The organism is Pseudoalteromonas caenipelagi (genome assembly GCF_013140855.1).
Taxonomy (GTDB): Bacteria; Pseudomonadota; Gammaproteobacteria; order Enterobacterales; family Alteromonadaceae; genus Pseudoalteromonas; species Pseudoalteromonas caenipelagi.
This window is the reverse complement of record NZ_JABBPG010000001.1, coordinates 640,128-658,362: the sequence shown is the minus strand read 5'-3', so window position 1 is coordinate 658,362 and position 18,235 is coordinate 640,128. Positions and strand designations below refer to the sequence as shown.

Sequence of the window (18,235 nt, the reverse complement as noted above, 5' to 3'; positions counted from 1 at the left end):
GTATAAACGATGGACAGTAGCACGACTAATATTCAACCTCAGTTTTCAATCAAAACCAACGGTAAGGAAGTCGCAAAGCGATTAGTTGACCGTATTGTTGACGTACGAGTGTGCTTAAAAACGGGATTGATGAGCGATAGTTGTTATGTTCGTTTTGACAACTTAGAGCCTGCGCCCATTCAAGTATCAAAACCAACGGATACCGTTGAAATAGCCATGGGTTACAAGGAAGGTAATGAGGATAAAACGGCTACTTTGCAACCGTTAGGTATTTTTGAGGTTGGGGAAACCAGTTTACGAGGTCCCCATCGCTCAATGGAGTTATTTGGTAACAAGCTATTTTGGCATACCACGCTAAAAACGCCGAAACAACGCTCTTGGCCTGAAGATCCCAAAAAGCCAAAAAAGCTAGGTGAGCTGGTGTCTGATATTGCTGGTGAGCATGGCTTAGATCCAAAAGTAGGTGATGCTTTTAAAAACATAGAGCTGCCCCATATTGAGCAAAATGAGAGTGATGCGCAATTGCTGAGTATGCTGGCTGAGCAGTTTGATGCCATTGTAAAAATAGCCTACGACAAGCTTATTTTTATGGCGCGAGGTACGGGCAAGTCACTCTCTGGTAAGTCGTTAACTGAAGTTGAAGTGAGCAATTTTAAAATACTTAATTGGCAGTATGAGCAAGGCGCTTATCGCCAAATTGGTGAAGTAACCGCTTTTTATTATGATTTAGAGACGGCTACACGCACACCTGTTAAGGAAGGCAAGGGTAGCCCTGCAATGGTATTACCTTATGTGTATGCTGATGAAGCAACTGCTAAGCGGGCTGCCAAAGCGAAACACAACCGACAAAAGCGAGCGACCAAAACACTGGCACTGTCTATGATTGGCGATGCGCAAATTGTAGCGGGTGCAGTGATCAATGTGGTTGATAAATCCAGCACAGAAAAAAACAAAGTAGAGCAGATACTAGGTAAGTGGTTTGTGTCTGAAGTAGAGCACCAGATCAACTATCAAGGTTTTCGCTCTCATTTGCTTTGCGAGCAGTTGGCTTAGCTTTAAGCCCTGTACACCTAAAAATATAAGTCCTTTTTTCAAATAATTAACCTCAGGTTTGGACAAGTTTACTTATCCGAAACTGAGGTTAATTAATGCCATTCCAGCACAGAGCTGGCGTGGCTTTCCATCTTCTTTAATCCTACCAACGATTCCTTTCTCCAACTAAGGCCACCCTATGCTTTGCGTAGGCTCTGGCCTCCTTCCACAATAATCACTTCAATTCTTGTGCTACTTCTGCAATTTTTTGTCTTAACCAAATGTGGCTTGCATCTCGGTGCAATAATGGGCTCCAAATCATATCCAACTCAAACGGAGGGATAGGGAATGGCGGCTCTAGAATAGCAAGCCCTGGGTCATCTTTGTAGATATTAGCTGCTTTTGAAGGTAATGTTGCGACTAAATGTTGCTCTTTAGCTAAATGTATTGCCACATGGTAGTTACGTGTGAAAGTAGCGATATTTCTATGCTTACCAAAATTAGCTAATGCTTCGTCAACCCAGCCTAGTTTTTGCACATCGGCGGGGTCCATCCCCACACCCACACCAAAACCTGTCTTACTGACCCAGATGTGCCTGGCTTTTAAATAGGCATCTAAGTTGAAATTATTGATGATTGGGTTATCCGATTTAATCAAGCAGCAAAAACTATCTTTCCAAATTTGTTTATGGTGAAAAGATTGCGGTAAGTTTTCAAAGCGGTTGATGGCCATATCAACCTTACCGTTTTCTACATCATGGAAGGTGACATCACTTGGGGTGAGGATATCGAGTGTTGTATCTGGCGCCTCTTCATGTAATTTATTGAGCAGCTTTGGTGCTAAGGTGCTTGCCGCGTAGTCACTGGCCATGATTCTAAACACTCGATTACTTTGGCTTGCAACGAACTCTCGGTTAGGTGCTAACGTCTCCTCGAGGGTCATCAATATCCCTCTGATAACGGGCTGTAACTCGAGCGCACGCTCAGTTGGGACCATTCCTTCACTGGTACGCACTAAAATTGGGTCATTAAAAAGGTTTCTTAACCTTTTCAATCCGTTGCTCATAGCCGGTTGTGTAATACTCAGCTGATTCGCAGCTCGAGTAACATTACATTCGCGAAGTAAAGTGTCCAAGTAAACAAGCAGGTTTAAATCAATTTTACTAATGTTCACGGCGTTCCTTTTTTATTTTATCTAGGTGGACGAAGCGCTGCGTTTGTGGGTAAGGATATATATGTTTTACAACCTTATTTTTTATATCTCGCTGTGCTTGTTGCCAAAACTTTGCTGTTAGCAGCTCCGGATGAGCTTTTTCAAATAGGCTTCTGAGTGTAGGGTTTGTGAGGACAAAAGTACACAGTTGCTGTGGAAATACATCTTGAGGTGCAGCTGAAAGTTCATCTACTCCACTGTATAAATCTGATAGATCCATTTTTGGCATGTCTCTAAAATTCATATCTGTAAGATACTGCACTTCATCATAATCATAAAAAATCACCCTTAAATGTTTGCTCACACCAAAGTTTTTCAGCAGCATATCACCCGGGAAAATATTGGCTTGTAACATCTCTTTGATAGCAAGGCCGTAATCGTTCATCACATAGTTTGTCTGTTCAATGTCGGCATTTTGCAAATAGAGATTTAAAGGCGTCATACGCCGCTCAATGTAAAGGTGCTTGATGACTATCATATCTCCCTCGTCTTGCATACTACCGGCTATAGTCTTATAAAGCTGCTGTAGCAAAGCAGGTTCAATACGGTCTTTTGGAATAACCACGTCAGAATATTCAATGGTGTCAGCCATTCGTCCAACTCTGTCATGGTTCTTGACTAATTGGTAGCGCGCTAAAACCGTATCTCGCCCAAATGGTTTACTTTCGGAAAAGTTGTCTTTTATGACTTTAAAAACATAAGGAAAACTTGGCAAAGTAAATACCATCATCACCATACCGGGTGTCCCAGGAGCTATTGTAAATTTATCATCACCATTATTTAGATGAGTGAGAAACTCTCGGTAGAATTCTGTTTTTCCCTGCTTATGAAAGCCTATGGCATTGTATAGCTCTGCAGGCGTTTTGTTAGGCATCAATTGATTTAAAAAGCGCATCAAAGCTGATGGTGCATGCGTTTCTACCATGAAGTAGGCTCTGGCAAAACCAAAAATAACTCGCATTTGCGATGAGTTAGTCAGTAATGCATCAATATATAGGCCTCCTTTTTGGTGGTGTAACACGGATATTATAAAAGGTTGCACACCACTTTTTGAAACCACGCGGCCAATAATGTATGCGCCTTTATTACGATAAAAAGGCGCTTGTAATATATCAAAGCGCATCATATGGCTTTTGTGATGCGTATCAGGTGCTTGGCGAATGAATGCCTTTAAAAGTAGTTTGATATCTCTATCTAAGTTATGAAACGAAATCTTAAAATCGACATGGTTTATGATTTCTTTAATGGTAGGTTTTAGACCATTCACAGCTGGAAAATAACTTCTATACTCGGCTTCAACTGGTAATGCTGGAGCGTCTTTCAGTGTCGTTTCAACAAAAATAAAATCATTGTTAAAGTAACGCCGGTGGAAAAGGCGACAAAAAACACTGTTGTAGAATGTTTCTGCTAACTCAGCTTGGGGATGAAAGCTAAGCAGCTCCATGTAGTCTTGTTTTATTTGATACCAAAGGGGCTCATTAAGCTTAGTGCAAGGGAGAGTGGTTTTGAGTCGGTTTATGGTTTCATCAACACGTAAGTCGTAGTGACTAATTCTTGATTTGCTTAGTTTTTGTATCAAAGACCAATCTTGCTCTGCAAAGGCTTGACCAGCTTGTTGTGTTATTTTTTGAAAAAGCTGATAGTGCCGTGTAAAGCCCGCCAATATCAGCTTAGCAATTGAAAATGCCTGCACCGTATCACCTTAAGTGGTATGACCTGTTTGTAGGTTAACGGTTTTTATCTGGCCTGTCACTTATTCATAACGTTTAAGACGCTTTTCTAGCTGCACTATTTGCTTATTTAGCGAACGGTACTGCCGATGATAAGTTTTGTTAATTGCTTTTAGTTTTTGCTTAATATCTTTTAGTGTGTCTGAGCGTTCTTTGTCACTCATAATGCGGTTTACACGCTGTTGCTGGTCGCGTGTTTCCCTGTCTCTTTCTCTTGTTAAAATTGCCGCTTGATGCTTTTTGGCTCTCAGTTGGTTTTTTAAGTTTCTAACAAGTTGTTTTTTTTCTAATCTATTTAACGTTTTAAAGTGTTGTTCGCTGGGTGTATCAGCTTTAGGGTCGGTATTGGTCAGTGTATGCTGTGTACCATTACCACCACACGGAAATTGGCTGTATACCGTGCCACGCTGTGTAACGCATTTATAGTAATTTACTATGGTTTTTGCTTGGCAAGAGAGTGAACTAAAAAACAGTAAGAATATAAAACTCCGTATCATAAAGCTTCCTTTTGAAATATTGCTCATTCAAAGATAGACAAACATGGCTAAATGGCAAATCAGTGAGGGTTTTGTTCCGGTGAAAACTTTTTCAATACCTTGATACTGTTGATTAAAAATGGAATATCCAGCTTTTGTTCGATAGTAAATCCTTCGGTGCCAGATAGATTTTTATAACTACCATCTTGGCTAACTAACGTAATCCTATCTTTTTTAAAAGCGACCAGCACACCTTGGGTATAGTTAACGCCCTCAACGCTGCTGACATGCTTAAGATCCCTACCTAACATAGTGTGGCTCGCAAGCTCTGTACAGTTTAAATGAGAGGCAACGAGTGTGTAAGTAATGTCTTGTAATTGCTTAAATATGAGCGTTTCAGATACATCAAAGCCCTTGCTATAAAGCATACCAGTATGAATCGCATCACTGCTTTGAGGCGCTAAAGAAAATGCAATAATAGTACCTTCAATTTTTTTATCCGATTCAAGCGCGTTGCCACTGATGATGTTGATAGGGGCACTGTCATTTTCAATATTGTGAAAGCGATCAAAGCCAACCACATTTAATAGCGGTTGAAGCGAACTCCATGCAGGTGTCGAGTGCTCTAAAACTGTGTTTTTATAAAAAGCGGGCAGGCCATAAACCAAATTAAACAACGCATCAGAATGGTTTGTCGGTTGCAGTAGTTGTCTTATCGGGGTCAGTTGTTGCTGATTGACGAAAACATCCAAGGCGTTTACGTGCTCAAACACCACAATTGATACCGACTTATCATTTGGTACATCACACGATGGAACTGGTTTACTCAATGTGAAGAGGTTTTGAGTTTGTGCCAAGCTGATATCATGCGCTTGTTCGTACTGTTTAATGTCCAATAAGTCATGCCTAGCTAGCAGTGTTTTGGCAGTCGTAGGATAAGACAGCGGAAGTACGTTGTCTTGCTTGGTAATATCAAAATAGGCATTTGCGTCGGCCCAAATGTGGATACTATGGCTGGCTGCAAAACAACTCACCAGTATAGCAGATGCATATTTAGGGAATTTATAACTTTTAAGTTCAGCAAGGTGACGCCACGCACGATTTCCCGCAAGTAATTCAAAAACAAGCACGATTACTACAAAGCTTATAACCAAGATGCAAGCTATAATAGGCGAACCACTGAATTTACTCCAAAGTAATGAAATTATTTCAGGACCTGACTGGAGGTTTAAGTGATAGCCGAGTTGAAAATATATAAATGCATCTAGACTTAAAACAGATATTCCAAAGGTTGCGAGCAGTGCGGCCATACCTCTAATATGCCTAGGGTATGGAAATACGAGACTCAATGGAAATACGGTGAGCACAAAAGCACAAAAGGTGATAAAGCTCGTATGACTTAACCAAGTAATAAGCATATAAAAGCCGCCAAGAGCACTTGACGGCGCTTTATCTGCAAATAAGTAGCTACTGCTAATTAACAGTACTAAGCCAATATTTGCAAACGTAAACCAGTGCCCCCAACTTAAAAGTTGGCTAGCTTTAGAAGAAAACGGGCTTTGAGGGGTTAGATTCATCCAGTTATTTTACCGACTGTACGAGCGCTTTAGCAAAGTTTTCAGCTACTGATTGTCTTTTCGCTTCTGGCACATGTTCTTTTAAAATATGCGTGATAGAATTTCCCAAACACATGAGGCTCAAATCCACTGGTGCCTTCTGCGAGGTCAGAACATCAATTAGTTGGTCAACAATTTGTTCAACTTGTTTGTTGGAATATTTAGATTGGATAGGCATCAGTTGGTTCAATTTTAAAGAGTTATAATTTTTACATTTTAACACCAGAGGCGTGAAAAACAAAGATGAGCATAGAGGTGAATAAGCTAGTTGTACATTATGTCGACAAGCAAGACGAAGATACACAGATCCACTTACGTGAAGATGAGATGCAAGTTAACGATAAAGTTAAGGTGTTCATCGAACAGTTACATCATGCTTACAATGGAAAACCAGGTAAAGGATACTGTGCCTTCAGTGGCGAAAAAAACAGCCAAGTATCTGCTGCAATGCAAAGCTATCGAAATAATGAATTGGGCTTTTGGCATTTGACACAGCAAGCGACCGAAGTGTTAAAAGAAGAGTTAAACAAATATGCCTTTAACGAAACAGGCTATTTGATTTTTTGTCACTATCAATATGTCGCAACAGATTACATTCTTATCGCGCTGATAAATATTAAAGAGCATTATTCTATCACTTCTGAACTTGACTTATCCGCGTCGCGACATTTAGATATTTCACGTATGCAATTAGCCGCACGTGTTGATCTGACTGCGTGGGATACGCAAGCTGAGGATGCGCGATATATCTCATTCATAAAAGGTCGGGCGGGCAGAAAAGTTGCTGACTTTTTCCTAGATTTTTTAGGCTGTGAAGAGGGGATAGACCCAAAACAGCAGTCACAAGTAATGCTCAATGCTGTGGAAGATTATCTGAGCGAGCAGCAGTTTGATAAACAAGAAAAAGACACCTTGCGTAAAGAAGTTTTCGACTATTGTAATGACTGTGTTGCTTCAGGCGAAGATGCTAATGTGGAGGCTCTATCGGATACATTATCAAAGTCATCTGATGCGCCATTTGACGCTTTTTATAAAGAGCAAGGTTACGACTTGGCAGACTCTTTTCCTGTTGATAAGAAAACGGTGAGTGCGATGGTTAAGTTTTCTGGTCTCGGTGGTGGAGTGAGCGTTGGGTTTGAACGTAAGCATTTGGGTGAGCGTGTTATTTACGATGCGCAAAGCGATACACTCACTATAAAAGGGATTCCACCAAACTTGAAAGATCAACTACAAAGATTCTATGAACAAGGCGAATAGTGCCGTAATCTAGTACTTTATAATTCTCTAAAAAATGCCGCTGAAGCGGCATTTTTGTTGGCAACGCTCCTACCAGGCACCAGAGGCGATAAACTCGGCCAACTGCTTAGACAACTTACCGGCAAGCTTTTGCATTGCATTACTTTTGGCTGTTTGTGAGTATGAAGATGCGGCTTTAACTTTGCCATTAAAATGTGCTTTTTCGCGCCCGTTTTCCTTAACGACTAAAAAGCTCTCGCCAATGCTATAAAAAGTATCGGCCTTTTTAATATGCTGCCAATCTACACGAAAAGATAACTCAAAATCAGCGTTGTTTGATACGATTTGAATACCATTTCCGGTGAGAGCACTCGCAACGACATCTTTTATATTGCTATGCTTATAGGAGTCGGCTGTGATACTAAAACTTAAGCTATTCAGTACTGCTTCACTGCTGGATAACTGAGCACGCACCTCAGTAGGTAAGGGCTGTTTTGCTGATTGTAGCATTTGCAAATAGTCATTTAATTTGCTGCGCTCAATAACTAGCCTGCGAACTTTAATTGCTTGTTTTAATTTTTGAGATTTAGTAGCTGCGTTTAAGGAAACTTGGCGGATAGTGTCATCAATACCACTTATAGATAACTCCGTTTGCATAATCGCTTCTGTACGGTTAAATGAAGCGAGCGCATAAGCTGTGTTCTCTTTTTGAAACTCTTCTTCAATTTTAACGCCTTGCAGCAAAATGCTGGGAACTTGTGAATTAATCACTTCATCCACATAGTATTGCATAGATTTTTCGCTTGCACTTTGTGCTATGCTGGTTGTAGCAGAAATAGTGACATTTAACTGCTTAGCGAGTGCCAACCGTGCCGACTCTTGAGCTGCAAGCCTAGCCGTTTGCATATCGCCTACACTATCTGCAACACCCACACCATAAATCATATAGTCAGAATGCGGCGTGGAGGTAATCCACGCAGGTGTCGTAGGAGACGGTGATTTTTGCTCAGTTGTTTGGCAGCCTGTTGCTAGCATTACGCTTAAGCATAGAGCCACCGAGAGTTTAGAAACCATAACCGGAGCGCTCTTGTAGTTTTTGAATTTTCTTCTGACCATTCCATACCTCTCTGTTGCTCGTCATATCGATCAGACGTAGGTCTACTTGATAAAAGGTGACGCGAGTGCCACCTTGTTGGTCAACAAAAGAGTTAATGGTTCCTGATAGCGCATAATCGGCACCATATTCTTGACCCATTTCATTTTGCGACTCCAACGTAGCATTCAGCTCTTGGTCTTTACGCTCTTCCCTAATTTCATTTCTAACATCTTTATTTGCAACAAAATCGGCTTGTCCAGAACGCAAAATTGCACGTTTCAGGTCGTTCAAGAAGGTATCTACCGCTATATGTTGATGAGATTTATTACGCACAGTTTGAATGATTATTGCTGGGCGACTGCCCTCTTTTTTTAGGTGCTCGTTTACCCACGCAAAGCTGAGCATGTCGCTTATCATCGCTTCAGCCACCAGTTGTGAATCCTTACCATTCCATTTATCTGACAAAGCCACTTCTTGATTCGCATCAATACGCTGTACTTTAGTGCTTTGACAAGCAGTTAATGCGAGTGTAGAGAGCACCGCAAAAGGAATGAGCTTAATTAATTTGCGATTGTTTTTCATGCCATTATTCCATATTTAAGGTTGAGAGAGCGTGAGAACTCTGGTCACGTTTAGTATTCAAAAAAGTGCGTGTGTGCCAAAGGCCCATATTGCGATTGATATTAAGCGTTTCACTTTGTTCAATGATATGTCCAGAGTTCAAATAGGTTTTAATTGTAATTTGTTGCTCGCCGGCAGGAAGCGCAAACTGCGCAACACGAATTTCTAAGGGGAGTGTTTGCCACTGTCGTGTATCTGCTGACGCGGTAATTGCATTGACTAACGATGTAGAAAGCTTGGCCAAGCTGCCGAGTAAATTATCTTGCTTGACGCCAACTTCTTTTAATACCTTCTTTGCAGAAAGCGCTTTGGTAATTTCTCTGGTCAGCGCGGCTCTTATCTCATTGGTTGATTGCGCAAGTGCATCTTGAAGCGTCAGAAGCCCAATTGAGTGGTAGGGAAGTAGTTGTGTATAGCGCTTACCTGCAAGCCAAACTTCGCTCCTTTTAACTGGCGTATCGATTGGTTCTAAATAGGTAACAGAAATCCGTGCTCCGAATTCGAGTGCATCAACAATACCGAGCTTAACGGCATCATCCCAAAGCGGTCCCAGAGGGAGGCGTTTTGTAACCGTACCCATAGCCACATCACCTAAATCACCTAACATGTAATTTTGAACCATGTCGAATAAACTGGTGTCTGCATGGAGCATTTGGAACCATCTTACTTGTGCTTTTCGCTCTTTAGTTGTCCCAAATACAATGGGGGTCATAACAAGCGCTTTAGCTTTAGCATCTGCTTTTAGCAATAAATTCAGTTGCTTTCTTTTTGGTGCGATACCGATATCTTGCACTATGGTTACATTGGCATTGTTGTCACTACTTTCTAGCTTGCCCTTTAACCGGTTTTTTAGTTCGCGGAGTTTATTTTGATAGCCTCCAGATTTTTGCATAACACGGATAAGCGCAGCAGAGACTTGTTGGGAAATAAGTTCAGGTAATTTATATTGTTGCTCAAAACCATTGTCGTACATCTGCATCGCACGCTCGTATTGGAGTCGAGCAGAGTCTAACTCACCACTTTGTTCAAATAGAACACCGCTGAGAAAGTGTGCATATGCATCATCTTTGTAGTCTATGTTTTCAAGTAGCCCTTTTGGTGCAAAAATGGGTGTTAGCACTTTATTGATTTTACTGGCAGTTGAGTCATTTGTTTGCGCACTAGAATAGCCACCTGTTTTTTCTTTAAGTTCGCTTAAAAATACATCGAGTTGGCGCATTTCAACGAGCGCTGCGTCCCAGAAAGCTTGTGCTTGCGTAGGGTTTTCCTTTGCTAACGCATTGTAATTAATAGCCTTCATAGTATGAATTTGCGGCACGTAATAGGCCTTTCCTTTATAGGTTGTATACGTTGGTCCACTAAATTGAACCATAGCAAGTTCGGAAATGCTTTGCGTATAGAACGATTCTATTAGGTTTAGCGCTTCACTCAAATGCGTATTACTCTGTTCAAAGTTTTTCTCAAGTTGCAATAGACTTGCCATTTCTAAATGGTAGAGTAATCTCTCATTGCCTGTTTTACTGTAATTTTGTGTAATGTTTTGTTTGGCTTTCGCAAAATGACCTTGTTGTGCTAATTGAGCAGGTGAAAGCTGTTGTAATGGTGTGATATTGCAGGCACTGAGTAAGCAAAGTTTAATTAAAACAACTAATAACGAAATAGATTTTTTTATACTAGCACTCAATGATGCGTCCTTTGCTTAATCGTGAGGTGACGAAATTTATCTTATCAATGTGGTCAAAGTAATAAAACTATAAATATTATTAAAGCAATAAATTGTTAAAAATGGTTTTTACAATTTATTACTTCCTCTGGCGAAATAGTTTGCTAGATTGGGAGTTATAAATTACTTCGGGCCAAAAGGAAAGACTATGAAAATTAAACCACTAATCACTACGCTTGTAATTGCTGGGATGCTAACAGCCTGTAGTTCAACGAAAGACGACGATGCTTCAAGTCCTCGGGTAAATATTCCTGATTGGGTACTTAACCCGGTTATTGAAGACGGTATTGCCGCTGCAGATTGTATTAAGTATTCAGGCAATATTTCTGTGGATCAAAAAATGGCTGTCGCTAATGCGCGTTTAGCGCTTGCACAACAAATTGAAGTGCGCATAGAAGGGCTCGATAAAACGTTTGCTAACAGAACCGATGCAAATGACGAGATGTCAGTAGGAAGTACCTTTAGTTCAGTATCAAAGCAACTTACTAAACAAACGCTGAATGGTTCACGAGTTGTGAAAGCTGATGTGGTTGATATTTCGGGTAAAGATTATTTCTGTGCGTTAACTACATTATCTCCAGAGCTTACAAAAACCTTATTTAAAGATTTGATTAAGTCAGCTAAACCAAAAATTGATCCAAGAGATGAACAGTTTCTATATCAAGAGTTTAAAGCATTTAAAGCTGAGCAAGACTTAGAAAAAGAAATCGCTAAGTTGACTAACTAGACAGTGTTGATGATTCATCTGAACGTCATCAGCTGATGGGTCATCCACTAAATACGTCGAAAAAATAGCTTTAAATTGTTCTGCTAGGAGAGCGGCAATGAAAAAAAAGGTAATAATGTTCGCTTTTATCTCGCCGTTTTTTTGGACTTCAACCGAAGCATCGCAAGACATTATGTTCAGTGAGCTTGATGAGGCGATGCAACAATGGCGGTCTAACTTTAGTGAAAATAGCGATCTCAAAAGCCAACACAATAAGGAATTGGAAGAGTTTGAGCTATTTAAACAGCAACGGATTAAGGAATTTGACGATTATGTGGCGCAACACTTCGCAGAGTTTGATGCTTACAGGGATGCACTAATTGCACAGTGGGGGGAGGCAGAAATATCCGATAAAGCAAAGTATGTGGCATATAATGATGAAAACGATGCACGTTTAATTGTTGATTTTGAAACTAATACTTTGTCAATTGCCGTGCACCATTCAAAGCAAGCAGAGATCACTGCCAAGGAAGCACACGCAATCTTTAAACGGTTTTTATCTGAACATACAAAATTGCTCGAAAGCTTTTACTTAGACTCAAAGCCACAGTTCCCGCCAGTTACGCAGCTTTCCAGCTCAACATATGAGGTAAGTAATGTCATCAAGGCGCAATCATTACTTCGAGCAAAAAAACAGATAAAAGATCAAACTTTGCAGCAGCAGCAACTCGCTGAACATCAGATGGATGACCAGTTGACTGAATCTGTGGATGCGCTCAAGGCTAAAAAATTGCTAGAAGACAAGCAGCGCAAGCTCGAAATATTACAAACGCAGCGTTTGGAGCGCTTAAGAAATAGTATTAAATCGCTAGCACAAGCTCCCAAGTCTGCTGCAAAAGTCACAGAGTTTGCTATCACGTTACCAAAAAACATCAAATTGCCAAAACGAGCAAAAGAATATGAGCCATTGGTATCTGCCAATAGCGAGCGGTTTGGCATCGAGGGGAGTTTAGTTTTTTCAGTAATACATACTGAAAGCCACTTTAACCCACTCGCAAAGTCTGCAATTCCTGCTTTTGGTCTAATGCAGGTTGTCCCGACGAGCGCTGGCGTAGATGTAAATCGCTTTTTATATAACCGAGATAAGCCGATGGCGGGTCCATATCTATTTAATGCTGATAATAATATTGAAGCGGGCACTGCCTACTTACATATACTTGATAAGCGTTACTTAAAGCACATTGCAGACCCATTAAGCCGAAAATATTGCATGATCGCAGCATATAATACTGGAGCTGGTAATGTGGCAAGGGTGTTTAATAGTGATGATTCTCGTAATATTAAAAGGGCCAGCCGTATTATAAACTCAATGACACCTGAGCGAGTGCTAGAGGCCCTTGAGCGTGGTTTACCTTATGATGAGACTAAACATTATTTAAAGCGTGTGTTAGAAAAAGAAAGTTTATATTAAAAAATATAGTTAATAGCTGCGTGGTAATTCTAATTACGCGTAATGCCGCGTAATTTACATGATAGCTACTCCTGCTTAACTTTGATATTGAAAATCAATACCAAAGGACAAACACATGAAAACTCAATCTCAAAAGCAGCTCCACTTGTTGCCAAGAAAGCAACGCGGACTCAAATCAATAAATAATACATGCAGCATAGCTTTGATTACACTAGTGGCATCATTTTCTCAGCTAGCTTCTGCATCAACTTACCCGATGACAACACAAGCAAACGATGATGGCCAAGGTAATATGGTATTTTTAGATAGGCATCATTTGAACTGTGGCAGTGATGCATTAAATTCTATGCACCTTTATAGGCCTACGCCAACACAAATTGCTTATGAATATGGCTGTACAAACATGGCTAACTCATCAAGTAACACGATGTACACTCAAGCAAATGACGATGGTGGTGGTAATGTGGTTTTTTTAGACCGTCACACAGTTAACTGCGAAGGCAAAGGTATTCAGTATCTTCACTTAGAAAGACCTACAAGTAACACTATCCGATATCACTACACGTGTGGCAACAAGGTGTTGTTTGATGTAAAAGACTATTTTACAAATGCTGATGAAGATGGTGGTGGTAATGCTGTTTATTTAGATAGACAAAACGTAAGTTGCCCAAATGAGAGTGTACTAAGTTATCTTCGATTAGAAAGACCTACAAGCAATACAATTCGTTATCACTATAAGTGTGGTAGTTATTATGAGAACGCCATATACGGCTTTGTAAATAGCTTTGACCCAGCAAACTGGAATATTTCAGGTGTTGCCGCATCTACAATGACTTCCTCAGCACTGAGTGCACATGTAACCAATGGTGGGGGAGGTGTAACCGCTGCGATATCAGTACCAGCTGATGGCACAATCAGCTTTAATTGGAATATACAAATTTACTCATCTGGCCAATATGGGGATTATATTCAATACGTGCTTAATGGCGTTGTACATAGCTTATCTACTTCGGGCAGTGCTTCAGGATTGGCGCAAGGCATTAAAGTAAAGGCGGGTGATGTTTTTGAGTTGGTAACTTGGGGGACTACGCAGTCTTCTAGCTATAACGCAACGTTTGATAATTTTATTTTTATACCAGACACTCTTGGTTTTACGGGAGATTTTTCACCAAATAAATGGACTGTATCTGGTGTTGCTGCTTCTAATATGAGCGCGTCAGCACTGACCGCCAATGTGGTCAGTGGTGGTGGAGGTGTAACAGCATCGACAACGTTAGTAAAAAGTGGTGTGATCAGTTTTAACTGGAATATCGCTGTTAACTCTGCGGGTCAATATGGAGACTATATTAGATACGTTATTAATGGTGTGAGTTATCCATTATCAACAGCTGGAAGTGCTTCAGGCGTCGCGGAAAATATTCAGGTGAACGCAGGAGATGTCTTTGAGTTACAAACTTGGGGGACTACGCAATCTTCTAGCTACAATGCCGTGTTTGATAACTTCACTTTTTCACCTAGTAGTAATTTAATTCAGCCTTAATTATTTTGGTTATATTAAATGAAAATAAGTGAGAATAAAAAAGGCCGCAAATGCGGCCTTTTAAAGTACTTAGCAGCAGTAATTACTCTGCATGGCTCGGTTCCGTAGTTGACTGAGCGCTAGAGGTGGTTGACATCGTTGATGCCATTGCTGCACTCGCTTTACCTGTTGGTGCTTTTGAACCAGCAGATAAACCCGAGTTAGCAACTACTTCTCTTGCTTCATGAGGCATTGCAGATGGTGTGATCATGTTATCAGGCTCATCTACACTGCTAGCTTTAGTCATCGGCGAGCTAGCATTGTTAGTACAACGAACGCGAGGCTTGCTCTGGGTGCCATTTAAACCAGCAGCGCTTTGAACTTCAACCGTTTTTTCAGTTGTAGGTTCTGGTTGAGCTTGCGCTTCTGCCACTTCTTCAGTTGCAGCTTCTGGCTGAGCGTCCGCTTGAACTTCTGCCACTTCTTCAGTTGCAGCTTCTGGCTGAGCGTCCGCTTGAACTTCTGCCACTTCTTCAGTTGCAGCTTCTGGCTGAGCGTCCGCTTGAACTTCTGCCACTTCTTCAGTTGTAGCTTCTGGCTGAGCGTCCGCTTGAGCTTCTGCCACTTCTTCAGTTGCAGCTTCTGACTGAGCGTCCGCTTGAGCTTCTGCCACTTCTTCAGTTGCAGCTTCTGGCTGAGCGTCCGCTTGAGCTTCTACTACTTCTTCAGTTGCAGATTCTGGCTGAGCGTCCGCTTGAACTTCTTCTGCTACTTCAGTTGCAGCTTCTGGCTGGGCGTCCGCTTGAGCTTCTACTACTTCTTCAGTTGTAGCTTCTGGCTGAATTTCAGCTTGCGCTTCTGCCGCTTCTTCTGGCTGAGCGTCAGTTTGTGCTTCTGTCGCTTCTTCAGGTGCAGCTACAGGCTGAGTTTGGCCTTGAACTTCTGCTACTTCTTCAGTTGCTGGTAGTTGAGTTTTCACTTCAGCTTCAGCACCAGACTCGGAAGTACTTTGTGCTTTCAGTTGCGCTTCATACTCAGCTGCTGCTTGATCTGCAACGGGTATAAATGCAGGCACAGCATCTTTATCTCCCTCAGGCTTACGTCGACGTTGTCCTGCTGCTCGTAAGTGTCGAGGAGAGCGGCGAGAGCGTGTTTTAGGCGCATCATCTTCATCTTTTACTGAACCCTCTGATGTTTCTTGAGGAAGCTCAGAAGCTTGTGATTTCTCTGGTGTAGGTGAAGTGTTAGAGTCAGACTTAGTTGTTGTATCTAACTTTGCTTTTTGTTGCTCTACATCTTGCTTAATTTCAACATTTTTTGGCTCAGAGTTTTGAGCTTTTGTTGATTGCTCAGTTACATCAACAGCTTGTTCAGTTGTAACAACATCATTATTTGCTTCAGTTTGATCGCTAACACGTACTTTTTTGCGTAGATTACGGCGTTGACGACGAGGCTTAACCTTAACGTCGTTTGCTTCGACTTCAGTGTTTAACTGCTCTTCTTTTACTGCGTCTGGTTTCACTTCATCGTTGCGTTTACGTGGGTTCTGACGGCGACGTTTGTTTCTACCTTCAGGTTTAGCACGACTCTCACTGTTGTTGCGGTTGTCAACGGCTTTAGCTTCTTGCTCAGTGTTAGCTGTTTGCGGCTGCTCATCACGCTTTTTAGGATTATTACGGCGACGGTTTTGGTTTTTCCGTCTATTGTCATTATTTCTACGAGGCTTGTGCTCTGGCTGCTTTTTCTGCTCTGTTTCTTTGTTTTCGCTTTGCGTGCCAAACAAACCTTTTAGCCAGTTACCAATGCGAGTCAGTAAGCTAGGCTCATTCTTCGCGACTTCAGGCTTGGTAGGTTTTTTCGGAGTAACGCTAGGTGCTGGAGCAGGTGCTGTAGGCATAACCACACCTTTCAACACTGGCTCTTCTTTAGTAACAATCGTAGCGCGAGATACTTCAAGCACCTCTGGCTCTGGCACGGTCATTTGCTCATAGCTTGCTGCTTGAGAAGTTTCATCTTTGCGTAAACGAAGCACCTCATAATGCGGTGTTTCCATATGTTGGTTTGGAATGATCACCACATCACAGTTGTGACGTTTTTCAATTCTATGCACTGACTTACGCTTCTCATTCAGTAAGAAGGCGCCAACGGTAACAGGTACCTGTGCATTGACTTGTGCGGTATTATCCTTAATCGCTTCTTCTTCAATTAAGCGAAGGATAGATAGTGCAATAGACTCATTAGAACGAATCGTTCCTTGGCCGCTACAACGTGGGCAAGAGTGCTGACTTGCTTCACCTAGGCTTGGACGTAAGCGCTGACGAGACATTTCTAATAGGCCAAATCGTGAAATCTTGCCGATTTGTACGCGTGCACGGTCAGGGCGGACAGCATCTTTTAAACGGTTTTCAACTTCTCGCTGGTGACGAGGAGGAGTCATATCGATAAAGTCGATAACAATCAATCCACCTAAGTCACGTAAACGCAATTGGCGAGCAATTTCGTCTGCAGCTTCTAAGTTTGTGTTTAATGCTGTCTCTTCGATATCACCGCCTTTAGTTGCTTTTGACGAGTTGATGTCGATAGACGTCAATGCTTCTGTTGGGTCAATAACGATTGAACCGCCTGATGGTAAACGGACCTCACGTTGAAAAGCAGATTCAATCTGGCTTTCAATTTGATAATGCGTGAATAATGGTACGTCGTTTTGATAAAGTTTAACGCGACTCATAAAATCAGGTCTGAAGCGTTCGATATGGGCTTTTGCTTCTTCGAACACACGTGCTTTATCAATCAGGATTTCACCGATATCACGACGTAAATAATCGCGAATCGCGCGGAAAATAACATTACTTTCTTGGTGGATTAAGAAAGGTGCCTTACCACTATCAGCAGCTTCTTGGATTGCTTGCCAGTGTACTAGCAGGGCTTTAAGGTCATATTCAAGTTCTTCGTAAGATTTGCCGACGCCAGCTGTACGTACGATTAACCCCATACCCTTAGGCAAATCTAAACGACTCAGGGCTTCTTTTAATTCGATACGTTCATCGCCCTCGATGCGACGAGATATACCACCAGCTCTTGGGTTATTCGGCATCAATACCAAATAACTACCAGCAACACTGATAAAGGTTGTAAGTGCAGCGCCTTTTTGTCCACGCTCTTCCTTATCAACTTGCACGATTACTTCTTGACCTTCTTTGATCACGTCTTTGATGTTAGGACGACCGTTGAAGGTATAACCACTTGGGAAGTATGTTTTTGCAATTTCTTTAAGAGGAAGGAAACCGTGGCGCTCAGCACCATAATCTACAAACGCGGCTTCTAAAGAGGGTTCGATACGGGTAATTTTACCCTTGTATATATTGGCTTTTTTCTGTTCGTGACCAGGACTTTCGATATCTAAATCATATAATCTTTGGCCGTCAACCAGTGCTACGCGCATTTCTTCTTGCTGCGTCGCATTGATTAGCATACGTTTCATATTGTTACTCTACTTTCAAATTTAGTCGAGTCTGACCGCCTGCAGTATCGGCAGATTTAGTGTTCCATAGGTTTTAATGCAGTCTCACGACTGGGGAAAGCGGGAACAATTCACATTAACCTTGCCTAGCGAGCAGTGTTTTACAGCGCATAACTTGCGTCTACAGTACTCTTGTCGGCAATGCATTTTGCATTTGGTTTTTCGCACGGGCTAAATAGCACGATACTGTTAACTATCAGACAAATATCTTTATTTCTTGCTTTTTTTAGGTTTAATCGTGCTTAACATCACTTACGATCTATTACGCTCATCGTA

Annotated in this window: 14 protein-coding genes; 5 read left to right on the top strand and 9 right to left on the bottom strand. The window is 41.5% G+C overall.

Annotated elements, in window-relative coordinates; genetic code table 11:
• Positions 1-9: 9 nt before the first annotated feature.
• Entirely contained in the window at positions 10-1,053 is a 1,044-nt protein-coding gene (locus tag HG263_RS02800; protein ID WP_171624548.1) for a phage late control D family protein, read from the top strand.
• Between the two features lie 214 nt (positions 1,054-1,267).
• Here the strand turns inward: HG263_RS02800 and HG263_RS02795 are convergent, their stop codons facing one another.
• Genes HG263_RS02795 through HG263_RS02775 form a run of 5 tightly spaced genes read right to left on the bottom strand, consistent with a single transcriptional unit; the run spans position 1,268 to position 6,245 of the window.
• Positions 1,268-2,206: a LysR substrate-binding domain-containing protein gene (locus HG263_RS02795; protein WP_171624547.1), complete on the bottom strand. Its 939-nt coding sequence runs from the start codon at positions 2,204-2,206 to the stop codon at positions 1,268-1,270.
• Positions 2,196-3,938 (bottom strand): bifunctional isocitrate dehydrogenase kinase/phosphatase, encoded by a 1,743-nt coding sequence (gene aceK, locus HG263_RS02790; RefSeq protein WP_171624546.1) that lies wholly within the window; start codon positions 3,936-3,938, stop codon positions 2,196-2,198. The genes HG263_RS02795 and aceK overlap by 11 nt, the downstream gene beginning before the upstream one ends.
• 60 nt (positions 3,939-3,998) lie before the next feature.
• Positions 3,999-4,472, bottom strand: coding sequence for a DUF4124 domain-containing protein (locus HG263_RS02785; protein ID WP_171624545.1), 474 nt, complete (start codon positions 4,470-4,472; stop codon positions 3,999-4,001).
• A gap of 59 nt (positions 4,473-4,531) precedes the next feature.
• Entirely contained in the window at positions 4,532-6,028 is a 1,497-nt protein-coding gene (locus tag HG263_RS02780; protein ID WP_171624544.1) for a DUF3413 domain-containing protein, read from the bottom strand.
• 4 nt (positions 6,029-6,032) lie between these two features.
• Positions 6,033-6,245, bottom strand: a complete 213-nt coding sequence (locus tag HG263_RS02775; RefSeq protein WP_171624543.1) for a YejL family protein — start codon at positions 6,243-6,245, stop codon at positions 6,033-6,035.
• Between the two features lie 65 nt (positions 6,246-6,310).
• Between HG263_RS02775 and yejK the strand changes: the two genes are divergently transcribed.
• Complete coding sequence (gene yejK, locus HG263_RS02770; RefSeq protein ID WP_171624542.1) at positions 6,311-7,324, top strand: nucleoid-associated protein YejK; 1,014 nt, start codon at positions 6,311-6,313, stop codon at positions 7,322-7,324.
• Positions 7,325-7,393: 69 nt separating this feature from the next.
• On the opposite strand, the gene HG263_RS02765 is transcribed toward yejK, so the two are convergent.
• Genes HG263_RS02765 through HG263_RS02755 form a run of 3 tightly spaced genes read right to left on the bottom strand, consistent with a single transcriptional unit; the run spans position 7,394 to position 10,704 of the window.
• Positions 7,394-8,377: an LPP20 family lipoprotein gene (locus HG263_RS02765; RefSeq protein ID WP_171624541.1), complete on the bottom strand. Its 984-nt coding sequence runs from the start codon at positions 8,375-8,377 to the stop codon at positions 7,394-7,396.
• A complete protein-coding gene (locus HG263_RS02760) occupies positions 8,367-8,981 on the bottom strand; it encodes a penicillin-binding protein activator LpoB (protein WP_171624540.1) in 615 nt (204 codons plus the stop codon). The genes HG263_RS02765 and HG263_RS02760 overlap by 11 nt, the downstream gene beginning before the upstream one ends.
• Positions 8,982-8,985: 4 nt before the next feature.
• On the bottom strand, positions 8,986-10,704 hold the full coding sequence (locus tag HG263_RS02755) for a COG3014 family protein (protein WP_171624539.1): 1,719 nt from the start codon (positions 10,702-10,704) through the stop codon (positions 8,986-8,988).
• Positions 10,705-10,891: 187 nt separating this feature from the next.
• Here HG263_RS02755 and HG263_RS02750 point away from each other — a divergent pair, with 187 nt between their 5' ends.
• From HG263_RS02750 to HG263_RS02740, 3 genes are all read left to right on the top strand, one after another.
• A complete protein-coding gene (locus HG263_RS02750) occupies positions 10,892-11,470 on the top strand; it encodes an LPP20 family lipoprotein (protein ID WP_171624538.1) in 579 nt (192 codons plus the stop codon).
• 97 nt (positions 11,471-11,567) lie between these two features.
• A complete protein-coding gene (locus HG263_RS02745) occupies positions 11,568-12,920 on the top strand; it encodes a transglycosylase SLT domain-containing protein (RefSeq protein WP_171624537.1) in 1,353 nt (450 codons plus the stop codon).
• A gap of 115 nt (positions 12,921-13,035) precedes the next feature.
• Complete coding sequence (locus tag HG263_RS02740; protein WP_171624536.1) at positions 13,036-14,460, top strand: hypothetical protein; 1,425 nt, start codon at positions 13,036-13,038, stop codon at positions 14,458-14,460.
• Between the two features lie 82 nt (positions 14,461-14,542).
• Here HG263_RS02740 and rne read toward each other — a convergent pair whose 3' ends face one another.
• Positions 14,543-17,920, bottom strand: a complete 3,378-nt coding sequence (gene rne, locus HG263_RS02735; RefSeq protein ID WP_171624535.1) for a ribonuclease E — start codon at positions 17,918-17,920, stop codon at positions 14,543-14,545.
• Between the last annotated feature and the right edge of the window lie 315 nt (positions 17,921-18,235).

Bases quoted from the DNA above. Each gene is read 5' to 3' on its own strand.
- HG263_RS02800 (WP_171624548.1), top strand. From the start codon at position 10: ATGGACAGTAGCACGACTAATATTCAACCTCAGTTTTCAATCAAAACC.
- HG263_RS02785 (WP_171624545.1), bottom strand. From the start codon at position 4,472: ATGATACGGAGTTTTATATTCTTACTGTTTTTTAGTTCACTCTCTTGC.
- HG263_RS02780 (WP_171624544.1), bottom strand. From the start codon at position 6,028: ATGAATCTAACCCCTCAAAGCCCGTTTTCTTCTAAAGCTAGCCAACTT.
- HG263_RS02775 (WP_171624543.1), bottom strand. From the start codon at position 6,245: ATGCCTATCCAATCTAAATATTCCAACAAACAAGTTGAACAAATTGTT.
- yejK (WP_171624542.1), top strand. From the start codon at position 6,311: ATGAGCATAGAGGTGAATAAGCTAGTTGTACATTATGTCGACAAGCAA.
- HG263_RS02765 (WP_171624541.1), bottom strand. From the start codon at position 8,377: ATGGTTTCTAAACTCTCGGTGGCTCTATGCTTAAGCGTAATGCTAGCA.
- HG263_RS02760 (WP_171624540.1), bottom strand. From the start codon at position 8,981: ATGAAAAACAATCGCAAATTAATTAAGCTCATTCCTTTTGCGGTGCTC.
- HG263_RS02750 (WP_171624538.1), top strand. From the start codon at position 10,892: ATGAAAATTAAACCACTAATCACTACGCTTGTAATTGCTGGGATGCTA.
- HG263_RS02745 (WP_171624537.1), top strand. From the start codon at position 11,568: ATGAAAAAAAAGGTAATAATGTTCGCTTTTATCTCGCCGTTTTTTTGG.
- HG263_RS02740 (WP_171624536.1), top strand. From the start codon at position 13,036: ATGAAAACTCAATCTCAAAAGCAGCTCCACTTGTTGCCAAGAAAGCAA.
- rne (WP_171624535.1), bottom strand. From the start codon at position 17,920: ATGAAACGTATGCTAATCAATGCGACGCAGCAAGAAGAAATGCGCGTA.